Here is a 21,781-nt window from a genome sequence, read left to right on the forward strand (position 1 = left end):
AATTAAAATAGTTGATGTAATCGTAACTTGTTACACATGACTAAAACTATTGATACTCAAATTACATTGCCTGTTGAACTGTATCAATTACTTGCCGAGCAGGCGAAAGAGCATGGTAATTCTATAAGCGGTGAAGTTACAGCGTTGCTAACTCCTCTACTAGTGCAAATGCCTCCAGAGCTAGCCGAGGAAATTAAAGCTTGGGAGGCAGCAAGCGATGAGGATTGGCTAGCGATGGAAGAGACTTTAGCATCACTAGATGGTAATACTTCGGAAATTGGAGATGAGAATTAATGGCAAGAGGAGATATTCTTATAGTTGGTTTGCCAGAGTCTGATGGACGTGAAGAAAAAGGAAATCGTCCATCTATTGCAGTACAAACAGATGTTGAAACTTCTCCAATGCTGATGATAGTTCCGCTCACATCATCATTAGCTGCCTTGCGATTTTCATTTACAGTTAGGATTGAACCTTCCGAGGCTAATGCTTTAACTGTTGCTTCGGTTGCAATGGTATTTCAAATGAGGGCAATTGATAGAAAACGTATAATTAGAAAGATAGGTGAGTTAGAGCCACAGTATTTAGCAGAGGTTGATATGGAAATTTGGAGAATGTTAAAGCCTCCAGAAAGTTAGCATTTTATGATATTATAATTTATTTAGCTATTGTTACATGTTGGTTAGTAACGCGACGCGCGCAACGCACCCCAATATATTATATGAACGATGAGCATCAATTAAACTTTTTCCCAGGACAAGGCGAGATGAGGGCGCGTATGCGTGCTTTCGACTGGGATAGTACACCTGTTGGTGCGGTTGAAACGTGGTCGCAAAGTCTTAAAAGCACTGTTAAAACGCTTTTGGCTTCACGCTACCCAATGGTTTTGATATGGGGACCTCATTTAATTCAGTTTTATAATGATGCTTATTCAAAGCTTATCGGTGATAAACACCCTGCTGCTCTCGGTACTGATATAAGAATTACGTTGGCTGAAGCGTGGGATACGCTCGGTCCCATGATTGATGAAGTAATGACAACGGGGGTGGCAAACTGGGTTGAGGCACAAATGTTGGTTTTGGAGCGCTCAGGCTACCGTGAAGAATCTTATTTTAGCCTTTCTCATGCTCCAGAGTCGGACTCTGACGGGCAAGTAGTCGGCATGTTCTGCGTTTGTAGTGAGGTGACTCAGCAGGTATTAGGCGCCCGCAGGTTAAGATTGCTTCGTGACCTTGCATCTAAAGCTGGTGAGACACAAAGTGTAGAAACAACGTGTCGCTCTGTTGCTCAAGCGATAACAGAACACCCGCTTGATGTGCCGTTTGCGCTAATTTACCTTCGCTCTGTTGATGGCAAAACTCTCACGCTTCAAAGTACGGTAAGGGTTGCTTCTTCCGAGCATATTATCCCGGTTACTTTTGATATCTCGGCGCCTCAAAAAGATGATATATGGTCGCTTGGACAAGCTTATAAAGGTGAAACTGTTTTAATTGAAAATGTAGACCAGCATCAATTGTTACCAGGGGGGCCTTGGAACGAGCCAACCCAGGCAGCACTTGTAATGCCTATCGCTTCGTCAGGTACTGCGGCGCCTCTTGGGGTTATAATTGCTGGAATTAGTCCTAACCGCGCGCTTGATGAAGGGTATACTTCGTTTTACGAACTACTTGCAGGTCAAGTATCTGTCGCTTTGCGAAATGCTCAAGCTTACGAAGAAGAACACAAACGCGCGCAGAAGCTCGCCGAACTTGACCGGGAAAAAACTATTTTCTTCTCGAACGTTAGCCATGAGTTTAGAACTCCATTAACGTTGATGTTGGGGCCACTGTCGGATGCTCTCCAAGACCCAGAAACTACACCAACTCAAAGAGAGCGAATTAATATTGCTCATCGTAATAGTTTAAGGTTACTTAAACTGGTTAACACGCTTCTTGATTTTTCACGCATCGAAGCTAACCGAATGCAAGCTGTTTATGAGCTTACAGATTTAGCGGCACTGACTACTGACCTTGCAAGCGTGTTCCGGTCAGCAATTGAGAAAGCAGGATTACAGCTTACAGTTGATTGTCCACCTTTAAAACAACATGTGTATATAGACCAAGATAAATGGGAGAAAATTGTTCTTAATTTACTCTCAAATGCTTTTAAGTTTACTCAAATTGGACACATTACTGTTAAACAATACATAGTTGGGGAAAACGTTGAGTTCCAGATTCAAGATACAGGTTGTGGTATTCCTGAGTCTGAAATTGAAAATGTGTTTAAGCGCTTTTACCGCATTGAGGAAACGCAAGGTCGAACACATGAAGGAACTGGAATTGGACTGGCGCTTGTACAAGAACTAGTACAACTTCATGGTGGCGCCATACAAGTACAAAGTGTGTATGGTCAAGGAAGTACTTTTACTGTCTCAATTCCATGCGGTAAGCAACATTTTAAAAATAACGAGCTTATTCGTGAGAGTGTACTTAACCAAACAAACATTCGGTCAGACGCATTTGTTACTGAAGCGCTTGGGTGGTTGACAGATAATGTAGAGGATATCGAAGAAGCAGAATTTAATCAAATACAGCTACCACGAGCGAAAGTGCTTCTGGCGGACGATAATGCAGATATGCGTGAGTATGTGCGAAAACTTCTATGTACACAATATGAAGTTATTGCTGTGGCAGATGGGGAAGCAGCCTTAGCATATGCTCGTGAACATTTGCCAGATATTGTACTAAGTGATGTGATGATGCCGAAACTCGATGGTTTTGGTCTTCTTGCTCAGTTGCGCTCAGATGAACGTACTAATTGTGTACCAATTGTGCTGCTTTCGGCTCGCGCGGGTGAAGAGTCGCGTGTCGAGGGACTTTTATCGGGAGCAGACGATTATTTAATAAAACCTTTTAGCGCGCGGGAGCTTTTGGCTCGTGTAAAAGCAACTTTGGAAACATCACGGTTACGGCAGGAAGCTGCAAATTCAAGAATTGAAGTTGAAGCAGTGAAACTTCGGGCAACAATTCTTGAAAGAGTAACCGATGCTTTTTATGGGCTTGACCGAGAGTGGCGTTTTACTTATGTAAACAGTCGATGTGAAGAATATCTGGGTAAAAACCGCTCTGAGCTACTTGGCAAAGTTATTTGGGAAGAGTTTGAGATGGTCAAGGGAAGTGCTTTTGAAGAGCAGTATTACAAAGCTATGCGTGAGCAGGTAGCTGTGTACTTTGAAGTATTATCCCCTTTTTCTAATCGTTGGGTGGAAGTGTTTGCTTATCCTTCTGTCGATGGACTTTCTGTTAATTTACGTGATATTACTGAGCGTAAAGAGCTAGAGGCACGCCGTGAAGCACTTTTAGAAAGTGAGCAGGTTGCCCGCGCACAAGCCGAGCAAATTGGGCGCCTCAAAGATGAATTTTTAGCAACCGTTTCTCATGAACTAAGGACACCGCTTAATTCGATCCTTGGTTGGGCAAAAATTCTACGTAAGCAAAAGACTGTTCCTGCGGAATTCAAAAAAGGGCTTGAGGTAATTGAAAGAAATTCACTAGCGCAAGCGCAAATTATCGAAGACCTACTTGATATGAGTAGCATAATATCGGGAAAAATTAGACTCGACTTTAAGGAAATTAATCTTAACTCAGTAATCGAAACTGCTATCGAATCCTTCCTTCCGACTTTGGAAGCAAAGAATATACAACTTCAAACAGTTATAGATGACCTAAATGATTATATAACAGGGGACTCCAATCGCTTACAACAAGTAGTATGGAATCTTCTTTCCAATGCGATAAAATTTACCCCTGAAGGCGGAAAGATACAAGTATCACTTTCTAAGATAGACTCGCGCGTATCCCTTACAGTCAGTGATACAGGAATTGGCATCAAGCCTGATTTTTTGCCTTACGTTTTCGATCGTTTCCGGCAGGAAGATTCTTCTATTAGACGCAATGCAGGTGGTTTGGGGTTGGGACTTTCAATTGTCAAACAAATTATTGAGCTTCATGGAGGAACTGTAAAAGCAACAAGTGCCGGAGTTGGAAAAGGAGCTACTTTTACTATAGTGCTTCCACTTGCTCAAATAGAACCTGATAAAAATGCTGCTACTGAAGAGCACTTTTGCTCGTTTTGAAGAATGTACAGTGTATCCAATACTGCTCGGTTAAGGAAATTGCAACACGTGAAACCCGTGTAGAGACGTTACATGTAACGTCTCTACACGATGTCTATTCTTTATTATGCTGCCACTGCTTCTTCGTATATAACAAAGAGCTTTTTCTGGGCGCCGCAAATTGGACATTTCCAGTCGTCGGGTATTGCTTCAAACGGTGTACCAGGTGCAATACCTGAGTCTGGGTCGCCTGTTATTGGGTCATATATCATTGAACATTGACGACAAATCCATTTTTGCGTTGCTGGGTTTCCTGTTTTAGCTTTAGTAGCAGGCGCCGCTCCATCTAATGCTTGTAATGCTTCACTATACTGTTGAGCATGATGATTCTCAATATGTGTTAGCAAGCCAAAGTTATGTGCTGCTTTACGAAATGTTTGAGCATGTTCTACAGATTCAACTTGCTGCTTTTCAAATTCAACCACTGCACTTCCATCTCGGTCTGTGCGGGCTTGCTCTGCAAAACCTGGGTACATAACACTATACTCGTATGTCTCACCCTCAATTGCTAGCTCCAAACAACGCGCAGCAATTGCTTTTTTCTGTTCGGGTGTTAATGATGCAGCATCTGTTACAGCTAACTCTGGATGCATTAATCTAAAATGGGCAAATGCATGTTCCGTTTCTTGCTGTGCCGTTTCACGAAATAACTTTGATAGTTCATGCATACCTAAATGACGTGTCACTTCCGCAAAGAATAGGTATTTACGATTAGCCATTGATTCCCCACCAAAAGCTTCAGCCAAATTGTTTGCGGTATTCGAGTTTGTCAAGTCCATAGCCTTACTTCCCAGCATTTGACAATAAATCATAATCGTAATGACTATGATTTAACTATATTATTTTAGTTTACTCCGAAAAACCAACGCTTGTTTACAAAAATCGCAATCAGTTCCTACGCTGGCTGCTTGTAATGGGTGATATCAACAAAAGTGAGATTGGCGCCAAGGAGCTTACCACTTGCATTAAATACTGGTTTGATGTGAATATCTAAATAAGTGATACCGATTTCAGTTACCCATTCTATATTTTGCAAGTAGAGCGCGCGATGCTCATCCCAAAGCTGTTTGAGCAAAGTCGATGATTTTATTATTTGCCCTATCTGTAGATTTTGTAGTTTGGCGCCTAAATCGCCGTCAGTCAAACTAAACAGCGCGTTAGCTTGGTCATTAGCTAAAATCAAGCAACCTTTGAGATTAATTGCCAACTGGGCAAATGGACTTTTCTCAAAGGCTCTTTGCCAGACAAAGACTTGGATATTTAAAGGGTCAAGTACTTTTGTTCGAGAAGTTTGAGTTCGTATCAATAGGTGGTCTTCTAACGTGAGCTTTTCCCCTTTAGCAAAAATACGATGCTTTAAACTAACAGGGATAAAAATCTTTTTGTTTGTTGAGTTTTCTGCATTACCTAGAAAAAGAAAGCCTTTATCTGTTATTGCAAAATGAAAGCGAACAAAAACAGCTGCTTGGGTTTTAAAGTGGAAATAGATTAAGACGTTGCGGCACATCAGCAGGTCTATTTTGGACATTGGCGCATCAACAGCCAGGTTATGGCGCCCAAAAACGATTGTAGAGCGTAGTTTTGAGTCAAAAATGTAGCGTTTTTCGTTTTTCTCAAAGTATTTAGAAAGTAGCTCGATTGGAATTCCCACTACCTCGTCTTGACTGTAACTACCTTTTCGCGCAAGTTTGAGTGCGGCACTGTCTACAACCGTGGCAAAAATTTGTACTCTTTGTAAATATTGCTCTATGCCCAAAGCTTCCACCAATAACATCAGCAACGTATAAACTTCTTGTCCGTAAGCACAACCTGCGCTCCAAACACGAATTTTTTCTTGCGGTTTTTTATTGTTGATAATTTGAGGAATGATTGTGCTAGCTAAATAATCCCAGCAATCACGGTTGCGAAAAAAACCAGAGAAGTTGATTAAGATGGTGTCGAGCAGGGAAGTATACTCTTCAGTATGTCCCTGCAAATATTGTAAGTAGTTCGTATAATTATCAATTTTTAAATCCTGCATCCGGCGTTCAAACCGTCGCATCAATGAATCACGCTTGTAAAAAGTCAAATCACAACCGCACTTTTGCTTCAGGTAGTCCAACAAAGTTTCAAAGTCTGGGTTAGAAGCTATTGATGTAATCATTAATAGAAAGCTTTCGTCATTTTTTATACTCTCCCTAAAGACTAACGCAACTTGACAGTGAGGCTAGTAGAAATAAAGTATTCTTCACTCTAAAGACTTATTATCTAGTTTACGATAGATATATTTATAGATACAAAAAAATCAATAAATATATTTTTACTCACGGCTGAAGTTAGAGGTAACGTCAAAACTTAATAGCTAATCTAGATATTGTAAATTAATTATCTTAATTTAATGCTTTAAATATTTTTGATTTGTGTAAATAATTACACTGAATTTAAGCATTGAATTAGAAAGGAAAACTTATGCAAAAGACAGACGAACAAAAAACATTCTTTTCGCGCTATTTATCTTTGGCGCCTGTTCTGGCAGTAGTATCGGTATCAGTAGCTTTTACTATTTGGGCGGTATTTAATAACTTCTTTCCTGACCTTTTGTTTCATCCTTTACCGTAAAGAAGTTTAATCCCCCCAACCCCCCTTGATAAGGGGGGCTAAAAATAAGAAATTTTAGAATTAATTTAAACTTTCTCGCTACTGGCTTCTTCTTCAGAAGTGGGGTCTTTGACTCTACGGATAGGCAAATTAGCAATCAAAGCAGTAGTGCGTTGATTGCTTTCGAGCGAGAATTCTAAGCCTTCGGTTTCTACTTCCACGTAGCGACAAACAATTTCAAGGATTTCTTGTCGCATTTTCTCTATCATTTGAGGACTCAAATCAGCACGGTCATGAGCAATTACCAGTTGCAGGCGACGTTTGACTTCACTGCGACTGGTATCGTTACTGCGGGAAAAAAGACGTTCTATAAATTCGAGAATCATTGCATCTGCGAAAGTGCAAGGGTGGAAGTATTAAATAATCTTTGTCCACAACAGCTTGCGGAGTCGGGCAAAGATGTTTTCGCTTTGCGAGTCTAGGTCAAGAAACTCGACGGTTTCTCCTTCCAATCTACGAACGATGTTTTCAAACGCCGTTGCAGCTAAGGATGGAGTATCAGATAACACAAGAGGCTCACCGCGATTAGTCGAGACAATTACGCGCTCGTCGTCAGGGATTACACCAATTAAAGGAATTGCTAGTAGTTCCTGAACATCCTGTACAGACATCATATCATTTGCTCGTACCATTGCAGGACGAATGCGATTGATAATCAAATGTGCCCGCTTAACGCCTTGTGCTTCTAATAACCCGACCACACGGTCAGCATCACGGACGGCAGAAATTTCTGGAGTTGTGACGATTAAAGCTTCTTTTGCTGGTGCTATGGCATTTTTAAATCCGTTTTCAATACCAGCAGGACTATCAATAATTACATACTGATACTTTTGTGCTAGCGCATTCACCAACAACTTCATTTGGTCGGGTGTAACTGCTTCTTTGCTACGGTTTTGTGCAGCAGGTAGAAGTACAAGATTTGGTTGACGTTTGTCTTTGACCAAAGCTTGTTCTAATCGACACTCACGTGCCAATACCTCGACCGCAGTATAAACAATACGGTTTTCCAAGCCAAGGAGTAAATCGAGATTTCGTAGCCCAAAGTCAGCATCGACGAGTGCTACTTGTCGTCCCATTTTGGCTATTGCCATCCCTAAATTAGCTGAAACCGTGGTTTTACCCACTCCTCCTTTGCCGGAGGTAATAACAATAATCCGAGTCATGATAAAAGCGCGCTCGATTTAAGACTCAAACAATATACCGAAGTATGAATAAGAAGTATAAAACAAGAAGCACGAAGGATAATCATTAAGTATTAATTTTTTACCTGTTGATTATCCTTTTCTTTTTTTATTATTCTACTTTTAATGGCTGTTGACTAATCTTACTCAATCTTGAAAAATCACCAGCTTTGGCGATACGAATACCTCCTGATGTAACATATGCAACTTCGGGATGAAATTGTGTTGGTGCTTTTTCCGGCGCCCGTGCCACAGCATCGGCAATGCGTAACTGTGTTGGTTCCATTTGTAACGCCATAATTAAACATTCGCTGTTGCCATCGGCACCAGCATGAGCCACTCCACGAAGACGACCCCAAACTAAAATATCGCCCGAAGCTACTACAATACCACCAGGATTAACATCTCCCAAGATAATAACAGTACCAGGATGACGAATTTCTACACCCGAACGGATTGTCATCTCCATATATAGCGGTTCTGCTGAAGGAGTTACAACATTTTTCTCCTCCGAAAAAGAAATTTTAGGCGCCAGTTGCAGTTGTTCCACCGAATAACCCGCAGTCACAGCAGCTACAGCAGTTTGCCTTCGACTCGTTGCTACAGATTTTAATTGAAGTTCTACTTCTTTTAAAGATTCGGCAAGCTCTTGGAGTTGTCTCGCATCGAGTAATCTATCACCAGCAACTAAATGTACACTTGTATTAGCTACACGCAAACGGTCTCCACCATTTAAACGCTGCTTAAGCTGTTGCCAAATTTCTGACCAACTATACTCACTAATACTTATTTGCGATGAGTTGGGCAAAATTATTACCAGTCGTTCGGCTTCGGTTTTAAACTGTACCTGAACATTACGATTGGGAACAGGTTTTGGTAACGAATCTAACGATGTAATATCTTCATCGAGATTCAAGTTTGAAATAATACTTTCTTCAGCAGTCTTTTCAACAGGTAATTCCGATTTTTCTTCGGTACTATCTGCTTGCACAACTTCTTCACTACCAGGAGGAGGTAATTGTTTTTGCTCGAATACTGTAATAGGAAGGTCTTCGGCAGGTAATTCGGGTTCTACTATTGTTATATTTTGAGAGGGAGTATCTAATTGTTGTTGTTCTGTTTCTAATGGTATTTGTGTATTATAAACAACATCAGAATTTACGTCGCTCGTCATCCTTACCTCTCTATCATCAAGTAGTGAATCTACTTTATACTCAGCAACTGGGGTAGACAGGTATGTTGGAATACTTGTTTCCACAACAATGCCCTGATCTTCTAACTTTTGTTCGTAGTCAGAAGCTACAAGTGTTTCAGGATTTGCCAAACTAGAGATAAAGTGATTACCGTCATCAATAGTTGGACTAGAAATAAAATGCAGCACAGTATTTAGTTCTGCTTCTGGGAGAACCGGATTTATATCTTCATCAAATTCCTTTTGATATACTTGTGCTGGTTCAAAATTATTAGAATTTGATTCTAAATTAGGAGTAGCAGAATCATAAGTCATATTAACACCAGCCAAAAAACACTTCTATTTAACTTCGAGGCATCCTGCTACTAGCATAGTAGAAACCAGGTTTCTTTTTGAGGTATTGTAATAAAAATGACAATTTGCCATAGAAACCTGGTTTCTGTAGATTTTTAAAGGCGCCTGAGAAACCAGGTTTCTTTTTGAGGTATTGTAATAAAAATGACAATTTGCCATAGAAACCTGGTTTCTGGAGATTTTTAAAGGCGCCTGAGAAACCAGGTTTCTTTTTAAGGTGTTGTAATAAAAATGACAATTTGCCATAGAAACCTGGTTTCTGTAGATTTTTAAAGGCGCCTGAGAAACCAGGTTTCTTTTTAAGGTATTGTAATAAAAATGACAATTTGGCGTAGAAACCTGGTTTCTTTAGATTTTGGTAAGTCTTTGATAAACTGTAGCCAAAGCTGAGTCATCACCAACATTACCAGGAAACAACACAACTGGTAGATTTGGGTAACGTGGATGGTCGTTTGGAGTTGTCACCATTGAGCAACCTGCCAATATTTGACCAAGTAACCGTGCGGATGTTAAAGCTAAACCATTACTTAGAACATCATTTGACGTAATTCCACCTTTACTAATTAAAAATCCTATATCGGAAGGTAGCCCCCTGACTATATCCATTAGTAAATTGGAAACTTTGGCGCCAAAGTCTAATCGAGTTTTAACGTCAGGGAAAGTCAGTTCAGTACGACTAGTATATATTACAGGAGTTTTGCCTTCTGAATGTACGGCGCCTATAGTTTTGAGCGTATCAGACAAAAGTGCCGCTTCGTTTCCATTATTAATTAACTTTGCGACATCTATTTCAATCCCAGTAATACCTTCAGCTTGTAATAATTTTTCTAATTGCTGAGTTGTTTTTTTTACATGTGACCCGACAATAACAGCACCGGGTTTACCTCCACGTACATACTGTGCCATATCTTGGGCGCCGATTGGTTGGGGTGGTAAAGCTGCGAGTGCGGTTAATATACTGGCAGCACTGCGAAACAAAAAGCGTTTTCCCTGACTTGCTGCGGATAAAATATCTTGGGCAAACTTGTCTAAGTCAGCTTGAGTTTCACCATCGACAACACAGCATTGATTATTATGAAGATTCATTAAGCGCTCTTTACTACCCGCACGAATATCAGATAGTAAAAACCTTTCTACAGAATCTGCTGGTATTTTACCCTTGGTTTTTTCTTCAGCATACTTGGGTAAATAACTATAACTATAAGCAAATACCGAATCGCGCGCAAATTCGGTTTCATGTACTGGAGTCGGAACTCCATCAATAATCAAATAATGTATACTTTCACGAGTAATGCGACCACCTTCAAAAAACGCAGGCACTAAAAAGTGAGCATCAAAGGGGCCAAGTTCAGAGGCAATAACGTCAGTTTCGATAGGGTAATGTCCCCGTAATGTAGAATCAGAACGACTGACGACTAAAAAATCTTCAATATTTTCTGCCTCAATGGCAATTTTAAGATTATGACAAACTTCTTTTGTAACCTCAGCAGCAGCTTCGGGAGTTAAAGAACGAGTATTCGTTAACACAAAAAATATCGGTGAATCATCGCGCAAACCAAGACGTAAAGTGCCCACATCCCAGCGCATCAAAAGAAGGCAACTGTGGACAGTTTGCGAACCCGTTGGGTCATCATCGAGAACAATTATTTTAGGTAAGGTTGTCATTTTTTACTCAACGCTGCGACTGTAGTTTTCTAATTTCTGCTTGCACGTCGATAGCAATCTGTAATGATTGATTAAGAACTTGAGCATATTCGCTCGCTTCTGTGCTAACTTGCAAAGCTTGCAGGTTAGATAAATTATTTATAGATAATTCTTGATTATTGGCAAGCAGTTCTTTATTATCCCGCAAAATACGTTCAGTTTTTAATGCCCGTACCAAATCTTCGCGAATTAGCTGTAGTCCTGAGATTACTTTTTCCCGGTCTTCGATATGTGAAGTTTTGTTTCCTGACGTTGCTAGTTGATCGTTTATATAAATTGATTGGATTACTGCATGGTATCTATCGACTTCATCTAAAAGCACTGTTACCACTTTTGGACATGTTTTTAGGCGCCAAAACCAGCGTGTAATTAGTACAACTATTGGTACAATAATTATCAAAGCCAATCCCAACGGTATAGATGTACCGATGGTAGGTAATATTAGAAAAGCATAAATAAATCCGACTATTAGGGGGGTTAACGCTAAAGCTACCATTAGCTCGTTGCCAATAAATCCTAAGCGCTTCTTTTTATCGCGCATTATTGAGGGTCGAAACACCTCATCTGGGTCAAACCCTGTTAAACGTCTGAGTTCCCCCTTACTAATTTCTAAACCAAGTAAGTCTGTTTCCACGATAATTTTCCTTATGTAGCACACTTAATTCTAAATGGAAAAAAGGTTGCGTATAGAGGTTAACTCCATTCACAACCCAGGTAGAATGCTTGGATGCATGAGGAAAATGCACCTTAATCAACTTACGTACTGTAGGAATGCGATATACGTTGGTTAGCATGTCGCATCTATTAAGAGACTACAAGAGCAAAAACATTATTTCGTGAACATTGGCAACGGATATAACGGATGTAACGGATGGTTAGTAATATCCTTGTATATATTAATTTCAGTAATCTTGTAGAACAGGCATCCCTGCCTGTATCTTCATCAACTTTATGGTAAATATTTTTACCATAGGTCACAGAGAACACAGAGAGGAAAGTTAGATAAATTTTTAATGCTAAAAGTACCTCTTGTCCCCCCCCGAAATCGCGGGGGGGCTAGGGGGGATTATTCATGGTATAAAAATTTTAGGAGTGTAGCAAATGAAAACACATTTAATTTATCCGCTTGGGTACAGAGTAATTAGACGTGGTGTAAAAAATTCTAAACTAATGTGGTTTTTTCAGAAAGTAGAGGTTTTCTTTAATCCTACTAATTTTTCCATATCTGATATTTCAGACATTGAAGGTATGTTTGGCGCCACTAAAGCATCAGTTGTTACAGAGCTATTTAGGATTAATGGTGGTAAGCTGGGGTATTATCTGGCTAATCTCGTTGATAAAAAATATTACTATTGTGGTAATAATCAGGAGGATGTGAAAGCCAAATTTATTGAATTAGGAGTTGTTATAAATTAAGTATCAAACAATAAAGTAAATTGTGCTTTTTCAGCAACCATTGTGGAAGGGTCATTGCGAAATGCATATAATCTCTGTTTCAGTTCATCGTTCCAACCCTGAACTTTTGATTGAGTAATTAGTGCTGTAAGTGCAATACGACGTAACTTTTCATCATCGCTTGGCGCCAACAGTTCTTCTAAATTTACTAGCTCATTTATATCATTTCTACTAGTAATTTTTTCTAGAGCTTGTACTGCTCTAAATAAAACTTCATAGTGCATTTTCCCTTCCAGAGCTAGCTGTTGAAAGAATGTTGCTAGTTCTTCCCAAGGTAAAGCGTATACTGCTAAACTAACTTGTAAAGTCACAGTTAGCGGGTCTTCTCGCATAGCTTTAATAATAGCGCGCGCTGTTGGTAACATCTGTTGTCGTTCCCATGATAGTGTGCGTGAAAGATGCCTTCCTATATCTAGTAAAGTGCGACGGTTAGATATTACGCTTTTAACAGTGGTGCCAATTATATCAGCAGAATTTTTGTAGGTGGTAAATACTGCATGTATTGCAGCCGATGATTCTTGAAATAAAGGCGAATTTATCTTTTGTAGTAGAGTTGGTAAAAGTATTTGCTCACTATCATTAACAGGTAAATCACGACAGCGTTCAAGTACGTTCATACGAACTAGGGGGTCAGGGTGGGTTAATAGTATTGAAAGTAATTCTAATAGTTGCCGTTGAGCATTTTGTGAGAGTCTATCTGTAGGAAGGCGCCCAACTGCTTTTGCTATAGCTGTATCCGATGAAGTTGCGGCGCTAAATAATATTAACCATGTGTCGGAGCGTTCTAAATGACTCCATAATGCTCGTAAAAACGCTACGCGCACGTCACGGTGTAAATTACGTTCATTCCAACTAAGTAATTCAGTATATGCTTCTTCTGAAGATAACTCACCTAATAAGCGTACTACTTCTTTGGCAACGGTGACTTTATTTAAAGGTATTGCGCGTAGGGTTTGTAATGCTTGGTTTTCTGGCATTTGTAAAAGTATACTCCGCAGCGCATAAATAGCAATACGCGCGCGGTCATCGTTCATTGCTTCGATAAGTATGGGAATACCGTGAGGAATATCTAAATGTGGAAGTGCTTGTAATGCAGCATCGCGAACGGCTATTTTTGAATTATCTTGATTTGTTAATTCTAGTAACCTTGTGGGTTGTACTGCTGGCAATGCAGCAAGTTGATTGACGACACGTATTAAAGTTGGAATATCGCGGTCATTATCTTGAGTTATTTCCTCAAGGGTTTTTTGGAAAATTTCTTGCTGTTGTGTTGTCCAACGATAAAACCCCTTTGTTAAAGGCAGTATATAACGAGTTTTGCCAGTGCTGAAACGACCAGTGTAAGCTTGTTGTCCTAAAAATGGTGTGATTAAATCTTGACGGCGCCGATGTAAAAAATCGTAAACTGTGTATTGAGTTATCCAACTGGGGTCTTGCTGTAATAGTTCAGGAATAAGTTCGTTTAACTTATCTCGTCGATGTTTTGCGATTAAATCAAGTGCTTGGGATGCAACCGAATTGTTTTTCGTATCCTTGATTATATGCTCTAATATTTCAACTAAACCATCAAATACTTTTAAACGGCGCCCAATACTTCGTGCAGCACTAATAATATTACTTTCACGTTCGCGTGTTTGCCAAGATTGTAGTACCGGAAGTAGAGAGGGAGCAATTCTTAATATATCGTTATCAGCAAGCCTTTCACCTAAGTTATAAAAACTAACTTGTCCCCGTTGCTGTACGAAAAAAGCTAGTTGCTGTGCAGACCAAGCTGGATGGAATGGTAAAATTTGAATAACCAAACGTTCGGTTGTGCGGGCTGTAGTGTGAGATAAGTCAGCAGCGTTAAGAGCATCGTTAATAATTTGACTTAAATCTTCTAAATGCTGAGAATGCCAAATACTTGGAGGTAAAGCAGATAGTTCTCCTATCATGGCGCCGCGTATGGGGTCTTGTTCGTTACGCCTCTGTTTTACAATATTGAGAATCTCAGAAGTATAGGAACGATTATAACGAGTTGCGGAAACTAGTGTAGAAAGTGCGAGTTTGCGTAATTCAGAGTCTGGGTCACGAATAAACACATCCAAAAACGCACGCGCATCCTCACTGGGTAGGAAAGCTGCATACGGTAGACGTTGATATGGAGCAGTAATAAGTGCTGGTAAATTTAAATGATATCGTGCTTCAAGATCACGAATGTGACGGGGTAAATATGAGATAATTTCTGCTGTTAAACAACCTTCACTGTTACGCCAACTGTTTGCAAAAGTATTGTAGAGGATTTCTCGCTGCTGCGGCGCCAGTAAATGTAATATATATTGTTGGTTTATTGTATTTTTGCGTGTATTAATTAGTGCAATAAGTTGCTGTGTTTCTAACTTGTGAGCAACTTTGTCAAAGCTGACTTTAGCTGTATCGTCTGAATTTAAAATTAAATCAGCAACAAGTTTTGGGCAACGCTCGGCTAAAGGTTGTAAATTTAGCTTTGATAATGGAATAGTAGGAGATACCACACGACAGATAGAAAGCGCTGTTTCTGAGAAAAGTTCAGAAAGTACGGGTAAAACTGCATTTACATGGGTTACTAGTCTGGGGTCATAACCACTGTTTGCCTGAGCTTGGTTTCGTAGCAACTCACTAACAATTTGCGGATGCAAGCGTGCCAAAACGTACCATTCATGAATTCCGTAAAGGTCGATAGCTGCTTCTATATAACGTTCAACAACTTCAGATGAAGCATATGGCAATAACCGACCAAACTTATCATCATTATCTGTATTAGCTAGCTGGTTGATAAAGGTATCGATACAACTTTGACGACGGCGCCTTAATAACCGTTTGAGTAAACAACGACGTTGTTTGAATGTAGCATTATTAAGAGCAACTTCTACTTGCGTGTCCGAGGCAACTAAAACCAGCAACCGCATTGCTAGAGAACGCACTCCCTGTGAAACATCACCAAAAGCACGCAACGCTCTGGCGCCATCATAACTTCCATAACAAGAGTGTAGAGCAAGAATACGGTCAGAAAAATCACCTTTTTCTAAAGCGTCTAAAACATCGTTTGCTTGAACATCGGTTTTTGATTGGCGCCCAAGTTCTATCATACGACGCACTCTGTCTTGATAGGTTAGAGGTTCTAGTTGCTGAAGAAGTTGCTCAATAGTCATATTTGTATGGAGTAAGTTTGTGCTTACTTATCCGTTATAAGCTTTTATATGCTTGAATGCACAGTGTAAATTTTCGTATTGTTGTGGGATGGGTTGCGCTTTTCGTTGCGATAAAGGCGCCGTCTTAAAAGACATAGAAAAGGGTTGCACGCAAATTGATACTGCCACTTTAAGTTAATATTGATTAAAACAGAAGGTAAGGGTAGTAGTTAAATGTTAAAATAACTTCACCTCCAACAAGTTGGTTTATCTAGTCACTTTGATGTTGAATTTACTGATAGACTAAATATATTTACGGGCGATAACGGTTTAGGCAAAAGCTTTTTACTTGATGTCGCTTGGTGGGTACTAACTGGAAATTGGTTAGACCAACCTGCTTATCCACAAAGTCATACTACGGAAGTGCCAAAAATTATCTCTAAGATTGATACAAAAAATTGGGGAATAATTTTTCCAGAAATAGACTTTGACAGTCACTTTAATTTTTCTGAACAAAAATGGCAGGGGAGTTGGTCAACAGATCACTTATCAAAAGGTTTGGTTATTTATGTTCGCGTTGATGGCGGATTTTCAGTATTTGACCCCGCACGTCAACGGGATAATGCTTATAACTTTAATCCAGATACCCTTTGGAATGGTTTGAGATTAAGAGGTAAAGTAGTTTGTAACGGTCTAATTCAAGATTGGATTACATGGCAAAATCAGCCATCAAAATATCCATTTAAATTATTTTCTAACGTTATCAAAAAACTGGCGCCTCATCCATCGGAATGGATAGAAATTGGAGAACCAACACGGGTTTCTGTAGAAGATGTACGCGATATCCCTACAGTTAACCTTCCTTATGGTAATGTACCTGTAACTCAAGCTTCTGCCGGAATGAAACGCATTTTGGGACTTGCTTATTTACTTGTTTGGACAAGGGAGCGAGCATACAAAAGCTTCAGAACTGCGACAGCAAGACCCACTAAATCACATAGTTTTACTAATAGATGAAGTAGAATCTCACCTGCATTCTCGCTGGCAAAGAGTAATTTTACCAGCTATTTTAGATGTAGCATGTGATTTACAAAACAATATTAACATACAAGCTTTAATAACTACCCATTCTCCACTAGTACTTGCTTCCTTAGAACCAAATTTTAAAGAATCAGAAGATAGATTATTTTTATTTAAATTAGAGAATAGAGAAGTTACCCTAGATGAAATACCTTGGTCAAAACAAGGAGATACAGTAGGATGGTTAACCTCAGAAATTTTTGGGTTAAAACAAGCGCGTTCTCAAGAAGCTGAAATTGCTATTGAAGCAGCAGAAGCGTGGATGCGCGACTCAGATATGAGCGCTTTCCCCGAAAACTTGAGAACACAAGCACAAATACATCAAGAACTGCTAAGAGTTTTACCTGGGCACGACCAATTTTGGCCTCGTTGGATAGTAACATCAGAAAGAAAAAATTCTGATTTATCAGGGGTATAACGTAGATGATACCATTTAACCCTCCACCGGAACCGCCTGATTTTGATAAACAAGTGCGGCAACCAGGAAATGCTTGGCTATTAAAAAATCCAGACCCAAAAAAAGGAACTAAGGATTATTGGTCGCCATTTAAAAGTATTTTAGCCGATGGTTTCAAAAATCTTTGTGGCTATTCAGTAATGTATGAACCAGTTGGTACAGTAGACCATTTTTTAAGCCGTGACAATTATCGTAGTTTAGCTTATGAATGGAGTAATTTACGCTTTGCTTCTGCTTGGATTAATAGTACAAAAGGCACTCTTGACGACCAAGTACTTGACCATGCGTGATTTAGGGGAAGACTGGTTTGAAGTTTTATTGCCTTCTCTACAATTAGTGTTAACAGATAAAGTTCCTCCCCAACAACGTAAAAAGGCACAATTTACACTAGAGCGGTTACGGTTGCAGGATGATGAGCGGGTATTGCGGCAGCGTCAATCATGGTATCAATTATATTTGGATGGAGATATTACTTTGCAAGGTTTAGAAAAAAGGGCGCCACTTATTGCCGTGCTATTAAAAAACAGCAGGGAGCATAAGTGGCGCCAATATTTTTCGTAACGTTAGCGCTTCGGGTTACGCTAGTATAGATTGGTCGAGTTGGTCGATAGCACCTTGGGTTTGTTGGTATTGCATGGAAAGTGGCGCCGATAAAGTATAGTAAGTAGAATAATTATAATTAAGAGGCGTGAAAATGGTGACAATAATTCAAGCTGAAAAAGTCAAATTATACGACTTAGAGAAAAAGTTTAAATTGAAGTTCATAGATTCTCCACAGTGGTTTAATGAATGGCAACAGGACTTACCGGAACTTACAGACTACGAAAAACAGGAATTAGACAGAGTAAAAGCAAGTTATTTAAACTTGGTTAAACGTCCCATGCTTGAAAATATGGTCAAGATGGCAATATTATCACCCTTATTAAATTATGCAGGTTTCTACTTGGAACCTTTTTATACAGATAGCGAAGAATCAGTTGAAATTACTGCCGAAGATGGAGAAGTAACCATTCGAGGAAAAATCGATGTCTTAGTATTACAAGACCAACTATGGGTTTTAGTTATTGAATCTAAACAAGCAGGATTTTCTTTAGAAATAGGTATCCCGCAAGCATTATTATATATGCTAGCTAATTTAAGACCAGATAAAAATTTACTTGGTTTAGTCACAAATGGTGGTAACTTTATTTTTATTAAATTGATACAGCAAGAGCAGCCTGTTTATGCTTTATCCGATGAATTTACAATCAGACGCGGTGATGACTTATACACGGTTTTAAGAATATTAAAGCGTTTTGGTCAATTATTTACAGCGTCGGATGTGTAACAAATAGTATATAACGATGGAAACTATAGAAAGTAAAATATTGCATTACCTTAGTCACTTACAAGATGTAGATTATTTAGCTGCAATTGTTAACTCGGTATCTGACACAGAGCTATGCGATATCATCAATAAACTTTTACAATCAGGGGATAATGAAATTATTGGCTCAACTTGTCTCTTCATTCGAGAACTGCTAATTCTAGGTTCTCGACATCATAATCGTGAGAAGTTTGTAAAAGGTTATCCAGAGTCTTTAATTGTTAAAAATCTTGAACAACTTCTTTTTTCTCCAAACCATTTTACCCGTAAGCAAGTAGTGTATACGTTGGGCAAAGCTTGTAGCTATAGCAGTACTAGAGTATTGAATCAAGCCTTTAATATATATCGAGACACTGACCCAATTCTACTACCTAGATTAATAGGTGAGATGGGTTGGCTTGGCGCCGAAAATTTCTGGGAACTTCTTGACTCAATGATGACTAGTCAAGTTTACATGACTCGGTGGGCGGTTCTCGCTGTGCTATCTGAGTTTGTTGGTGATGATCCACAGGTAAAAGATGAATTATTTCAAAGCAAATTAAGGTTTACTGAGCAACTGCGACAAGATTCAAATATTCTTATTCAGTCAGAGGCAGAGTATGAGTATCAATTATTACAATTTCGTAGCTCGACATATAATTTACAGAGAGCAGAGCGCAAAAAGAAACGTAAAGACCTAGAACGGCAGTATAAACCAGCATTTTGTTTTACTGGTATATCGAGTGCATTTACAAATCACTTGTATACCAAGAAGTTAACGCAATATTCTGTAACTGAACTTGAAATATTTATTCTGGATATGACCCAAGCAACTATAGTCAGTATTTAAGAATAGTTTATATACCCCATACTTTCTTTACTCTACTTCCTCAACCAACTTGCTCCAACCTCTATAAACAATACTTTTGTAAACGCTGTTTCAAAGTTCCTGTATGCAATTCAAACAAATGATTATCATAGTCGTAAAAGTATAAAGAATTTCCCTCACCTTCAACGCGACTTCGACCAACATTAACATCTACTCCAAGATTTTTAATTCGTTTTTCATACATTTCAAAATCTTCTTCGTTAATTTTAAATGCTATATGATTATAAGTTCTTTCTGTTAAAGGCTCTCCTTCCATAATGGCAACCCACAAGCCATTTATAACAAAAAACTTTTCTCTTGATATAGAAAAAGTTTTCTCTTCACTAGAATAAACTTCTTCAGCGTCAAATATATACTTTAAGAAGTTTGTCATTTTCTGCAAATCTTTGACAATAAATGTTAAATGGCTAATTCCTTGAATCATTCCCAAATCCCATCAATATTAAAATTGAACATGATTGACTGATTATATAGCAGTCCTAAATCATTTGTAAAATTCCCTTCGGGAAAACCTCCGGTTTACGCACGTTGTAGAGACGCGATTAATCGCGTCTCTACGTGGATATAATTTTTACATATCATCTAGGAATGCTATATCTATGATGTTAAGGCAACTTGATGCTTTAAGGGTATGACATGAAATAGCACCACCGAAAATTAATATACAACGGTGCCTGTTGAGCGTGCATTCATGACAGGTAAAAGTAACTGTAATGAATGTCAATGTACCCAATTATATAAATAAACCAGTATTAGAACAATAATAATCTAAAGACCAAGGAGAGTGGTAAGTAAAACTTGCGCCTCCCCTTAAGAAATTGATTCTCATTATTAAGTAATGTTTAGCAAACTGTAGTTATGCGGAGATATTATGTATAACTATAGTTAAATATTGACCATATGCGGAAAAATTATTGATATTATCATAAAAATGCTTGTAATCCTTTCTCTATCTTAATCAATTAGTATGATAAACAAAAATTTTCCGTAGAGAAACTAGTCAGGCGTAACATTACGAGGTTTTATTTATATGGCACATTTTGACGTAAATCAAATCCGATATTTTCATAAACTACTAGTACCAAATGCTGATTTCGACTCAGCCTTTACCTTTTACTATGATGAAACAAACAACATTAGAAAATTTTATGTAAAGGAAAGGGATTTCAACTCTTCATTTAAATCAAACTTTGTCCTCGGTGGTGTGGTTTATCATGAGTCTAAGCCGGATATTAGCAAATTATTTAGTTCACTAAATCTTCAAAGATCAATACAGGAAGTAAAATTAAAATATTTAGCCAAAGGAGACTTTCTGTCTTGTCTAAAATCGCAGAAGCTGAATTATTTTTTAATATATTTATTAGAAAATAATATTTATATTCATTACTCTAACATTAATTTATTATATTATTCTATGGTTGACATAGTGGATTCTGCCTTAGTAAATTCGGAAGCTGCTACACAATTAGGGCTTGATTTTTCAAATTTTTTAAAAGATAATCTTTACAAACTTGCTAAACTAGAAATAGACTCGGTTGTAAATCTATTTTATAGTTTTGAGTATCCTAATATCAAAAAAGAGTCTGTCTTACCTTTTATAGATGCACTTCTTGACCTATTTGAAGACTATGAAGATACAATTGAGTTTCATATTGGGCTAACATCATTAAAACAAATTCTTAAGGAATCTAAAAAAGAAGAATCCTTGCCATTCATAATGGACGAAGAAGATTACATTCTCTTAAAGAACTTCTCAGATTTCTACTCAAGACCTATTTACTTGTTTAAGAACTCCACTCATATCTTTGACAAAGAAGATTCAATTGAAAGTCTATTAAGCAAATTCGTTTTTAAAGATGGAGATAAGGTATTACAATCTTATTCTTTTGAAAACTCAAAAGATAATTTATACATTCAAGCTTCAGATATTTTTATAGGTTTGGTAGGGAAATTTTCATTCTTCATTAACACAAACTCACCAGCAGATATTGAGAGCAGCATTCAAAATTTGAGTACTTATCAATTAGAAACCCTTGATATATACTTAGATTTAATCAAAAAATCTGAGAGTAAAAACTTTGCTTTTTTACACTCAATAGACAGTTTTGAAGAAAAGTCAAAATTAAAACTATTATCTCAAATGAGAAATAAATAGATATTTCGAGGTCTGCTTACCCAGCCAAGGCAG

20 protein-coding genes and 1 pseudogene are annotated in these 21,781 nt (G+C 38.4%); 11 read left to right on the plus strand and 10 right to left on the minus strand.

Features of this window, described 5'->3' with window-relative positions:
* Window positions 1-36 precede the first annotated feature (36 nt).
* Genes DSM106972_RS16190 through DSM106972_RS16200 form a run of 3 tightly spaced genes read left to right on the plus strand, consistent with a single transcriptional unit; the run spans window position 37 to window position 4,111 of the window.
* Complete coding sequence (locus DSM106972_RS16190; protein WP_127081671.1) at window positions 37-294, plus strand: hypothetical protein; 258 nt, start codon at window positions 37-39, stop codon at window positions 292-294.
* A complete protein-coding gene (locus tag DSM106972_RS16195) occupies window positions 294-635 on the plus strand; it encodes a type II toxin-antitoxin system PemK/MazF family toxin (RefSeq protein WP_127081672.1) in 342 nt (113 codons plus the stop codon). The genes DSM106972_RS16190 and DSM106972_RS16195 overlap by 1 nt, the downstream gene beginning before the upstream one ends.
* Window positions 605-4,111, plus strand: coding sequence for an ATP-binding protein (locus tag DSM106972_RS16200; RefSeq protein ID WP_233787892.1), 3,507 nt, complete (start codon window positions 605-607; stop codon window positions 4,109-4,111). The genes DSM106972_RS16195 and DSM106972_RS16200 overlap by 31 nt, the downstream gene beginning before the upstream one ends.
* Before the next feature lie 104 nt (window positions 4,112-4,215).
* Here DSM106972_RS16200 and DSM106972_RS16205 read toward each other — a convergent pair whose 3' ends face one another.
* Together DSM106972_RS16205 and DSM106972_RS16210 are read right to left on the minus strand one after the other, a co-directional pair.
* A complete protein-coding gene (locus DSM106972_RS16205; protein ID WP_127081674.1) occupies window positions 4,216-4,929 on the minus strand; it encodes a rubrerythrin family protein in 714 nt (237 codons plus the stop codon).
* Between the two features lie 116 nt (window positions 4,930-5,045).
* Window positions 5,046-6,293 carry a CheR family methyltransferase gene (locus tag DSM106972_RS16210; RefSeq protein ID WP_186538411.1) on the minus strand — a complete coding sequence of 416 codons (1,248 nt, stop codon included), beginning with the start codon at window positions 6,291-6,293 and terminating at the stop codon, window positions 5,046-5,048.
* A 305-nt stretch (window positions 6,294-6,598) separates the two neighbouring features.
* Between DSM106972_RS16210 and DSM106972_RS16215 the strand changes: the two genes are divergently transcribed.
* The gene (locus DSM106972_RS16215; RefSeq protein ID WP_127081675.1) at window positions 6,599-6,748 is read left to right on the plus strand and encodes a PsaJ protein; all 150 of its coding nucleotides are present in this window, start codon (window positions 6,599-6,601) and stop codon (window positions 6,746-6,748) included.
* Window positions 6,749-6,813: 65 nt separating this feature from the next.
* On the opposite strand, the gene minE is transcribed toward DSM106972_RS16215, so the two are convergent.
* From minE to DSM106972_RS16245, 6 genes are all read right to left on the minus strand, one after another.
* Window positions 6,814-7,113, minus strand: coding sequence for a cell division topological specificity factor MinE (gene minE, locus DSM106972_RS16220; RefSeq protein ID WP_127081676.1), 300 nt, complete (start codon window positions 7,111-7,113; stop codon window positions 6,814-6,816).
* A 30-nt stretch (window positions 7,114-7,143) separates the two neighbouring features.
* Complete coding sequence (minD, locus tag DSM106972_RS16225) at window positions 7,144-7,950, minus strand: septum site-determining protein MinD (protein ID WP_019491362.1); 807 nt, start codon at window positions 7,948-7,950, stop codon at window positions 7,144-7,146.
* Between the two features lie 130 nt (window positions 7,951-8,080).
* Window positions 8,081-9,142, minus strand: a complete 1,062-nt coding sequence (minC, locus tag DSM106972_RS16230; protein WP_127081908.1) for a septum site-determining protein MinC — start codon at window positions 9,140-9,142, stop codon at window positions 8,081-8,083.
* A gap of 361 nt (window positions 9,143-9,503) precedes the next feature.
* On the minus strand, window positions 9,504-9,839 hold the full coding sequence (locus DSM106972_RS16235; protein ID WP_127081677.1) for a hypothetical protein: 336 nt from the start codon (window positions 9,837-9,839) through the stop codon (window positions 9,504-9,506).
* 23 nt (window positions 9,840-9,862) lie between these two features.
* A complete protein-coding gene (locus DSM106972_RS16240; RefSeq protein WP_127081678.1) occupies window positions 9,863-11,179 on the minus strand; it encodes a four-carbon acid sugar kinase family protein in 1,317 nt (438 codons plus the stop codon).
* A 7-nt stretch (window positions 11,180-11,186) separates the two neighbouring features.
* The gene (locus tag DSM106972_RS16245; protein WP_127081679.1) at window positions 11,187-11,852 is read right to left on the minus strand and encodes a hypothetical protein; all 666 of its coding nucleotides are present in this window, start codon (window positions 11,850-11,852) and stop codon (window positions 11,187-11,189) included.
* A 467-nt stretch (window positions 11,853-12,319) separates the two neighbouring features.
* Between DSM106972_RS16245 and DSM106972_RS16250 the strand changes: the two genes are divergently transcribed.
* Window positions 12,320-12,634, plus strand: coding sequence for a hypothetical protein (locus DSM106972_RS16250; RefSeq protein WP_127081680.1), 315 nt, complete (start codon window positions 12,320-12,322; stop codon window positions 12,632-12,634).
* Here DSM106972_RS16250 and DSM106972_RS16255 read toward each other — a convergent pair.
* Window positions 12,631-15,843, minus strand: a complete 3,213-nt coding sequence (locus DSM106972_RS16255; protein WP_127081681.1) for a HEAT repeat domain-containing protein — start codon at window positions 15,841-15,843, stop codon at window positions 12,631-12,633. The two genes, DSM106972_RS16250 and DSM106972_RS16255, sit on opposite strands and share 4 nt — an antisense overlap.
* 225 nt (window positions 15,844-16,068) lie before the next feature.
* Here DSM106972_RS16255 and DSM106972_RS55785 point away from each other — a divergent pair.
* From DSM106972_RS55785 to DSM106972_RS16275, 5 genes and pseudogenes are all read left to right on the plus strand, one after another.
* Window positions 16,069-17,320: pseudogene (locus DSM106972_RS55785) on the plus strand (AAA family ATPase); the annotation flags it as partial.
* A gap of 5 nt (window positions 17,321-17,325) precedes the next feature.
* Window positions 17,326-17,649 (plus strand): hypothetical protein, encoded by a 324-nt coding sequence (locus DSM106972_RS53495; protein WP_233787091.1) that lies wholly within the window; start codon window positions 17,326-17,328, stop codon window positions 17,647-17,649.
* Window positions 17,642-17,920 (plus strand): hypothetical protein, encoded by a 279-nt coding sequence (locus DSM106972_RS53500; protein WP_233787090.1) that lies wholly within the window; start codon window positions 17,642-17,644, stop codon window positions 17,918-17,920. The genes DSM106972_RS53495 and DSM106972_RS53500 overlap by 8 nt, the downstream gene beginning before the upstream one ends.
* 133 nt (window positions 17,921-18,053) lie before the next feature.
* Window positions 18,054-18,686 (plus strand): restriction endonuclease subunit R, encoded by a 633-nt coding sequence (locus tag DSM106972_RS16270; protein ID WP_127081682.1) that lies wholly within the window; start codon window positions 18,054-18,056, stop codon window positions 18,684-18,686.
* A gap of 16 nt (window positions 18,687-18,702) precedes the next feature.
* The gene (locus DSM106972_RS16275; RefSeq protein WP_127081683.1) at window positions 18,703-19,554 is read left to right on the plus strand and encodes a HEAT repeat domain-containing protein; all 852 of its coding nucleotides are present in this window, start codon (window positions 18,703-18,705) and stop codon (window positions 19,552-19,554) included.
* A 61-nt stretch (window positions 19,555-19,615) separates the two neighbouring features.
* Here the strand turns inward: DSM106972_RS16275 and fosX are convergent, their stop codons facing one another.
* On the minus strand, window positions 19,616-20,017 hold the full coding sequence (gene fosX / locus DSM106972_RS16280; RefSeq protein WP_127081684.1) for a FosX/FosE/FosI family fosfomycin resistance hydrolase: 402 nt from the start codon (window positions 20,015-20,017) through the stop codon (window positions 19,616-19,618).
* Window positions 20,018-20,623: 606 nt separating this feature from the next.
* On the opposite strand from fosX, the gene DSM106972_RS16285 reads away from it, so the two are divergent.
* A complete protein-coding gene (locus tag DSM106972_RS16285; protein ID WP_127081685.1) occupies window positions 20,624-21,748 on the plus strand; it encodes a DUF3800 domain-containing protein in 1,125 nt (374 codons plus the stop codon).
* The last annotated feature ends 33 nt before the right edge of the window (window positions 21,749-21,781 follow it).

This window comes from Dulcicalothrix desertica PCC 7102 (genome assembly GCF_003991905.1).
GTDB lineage: Bacteria > Cyanobacteriota > Cyanobacteriia > Cyanobacteriales > Nostocaceae > Dulcicalothrix > Dulcicalothrix desertica.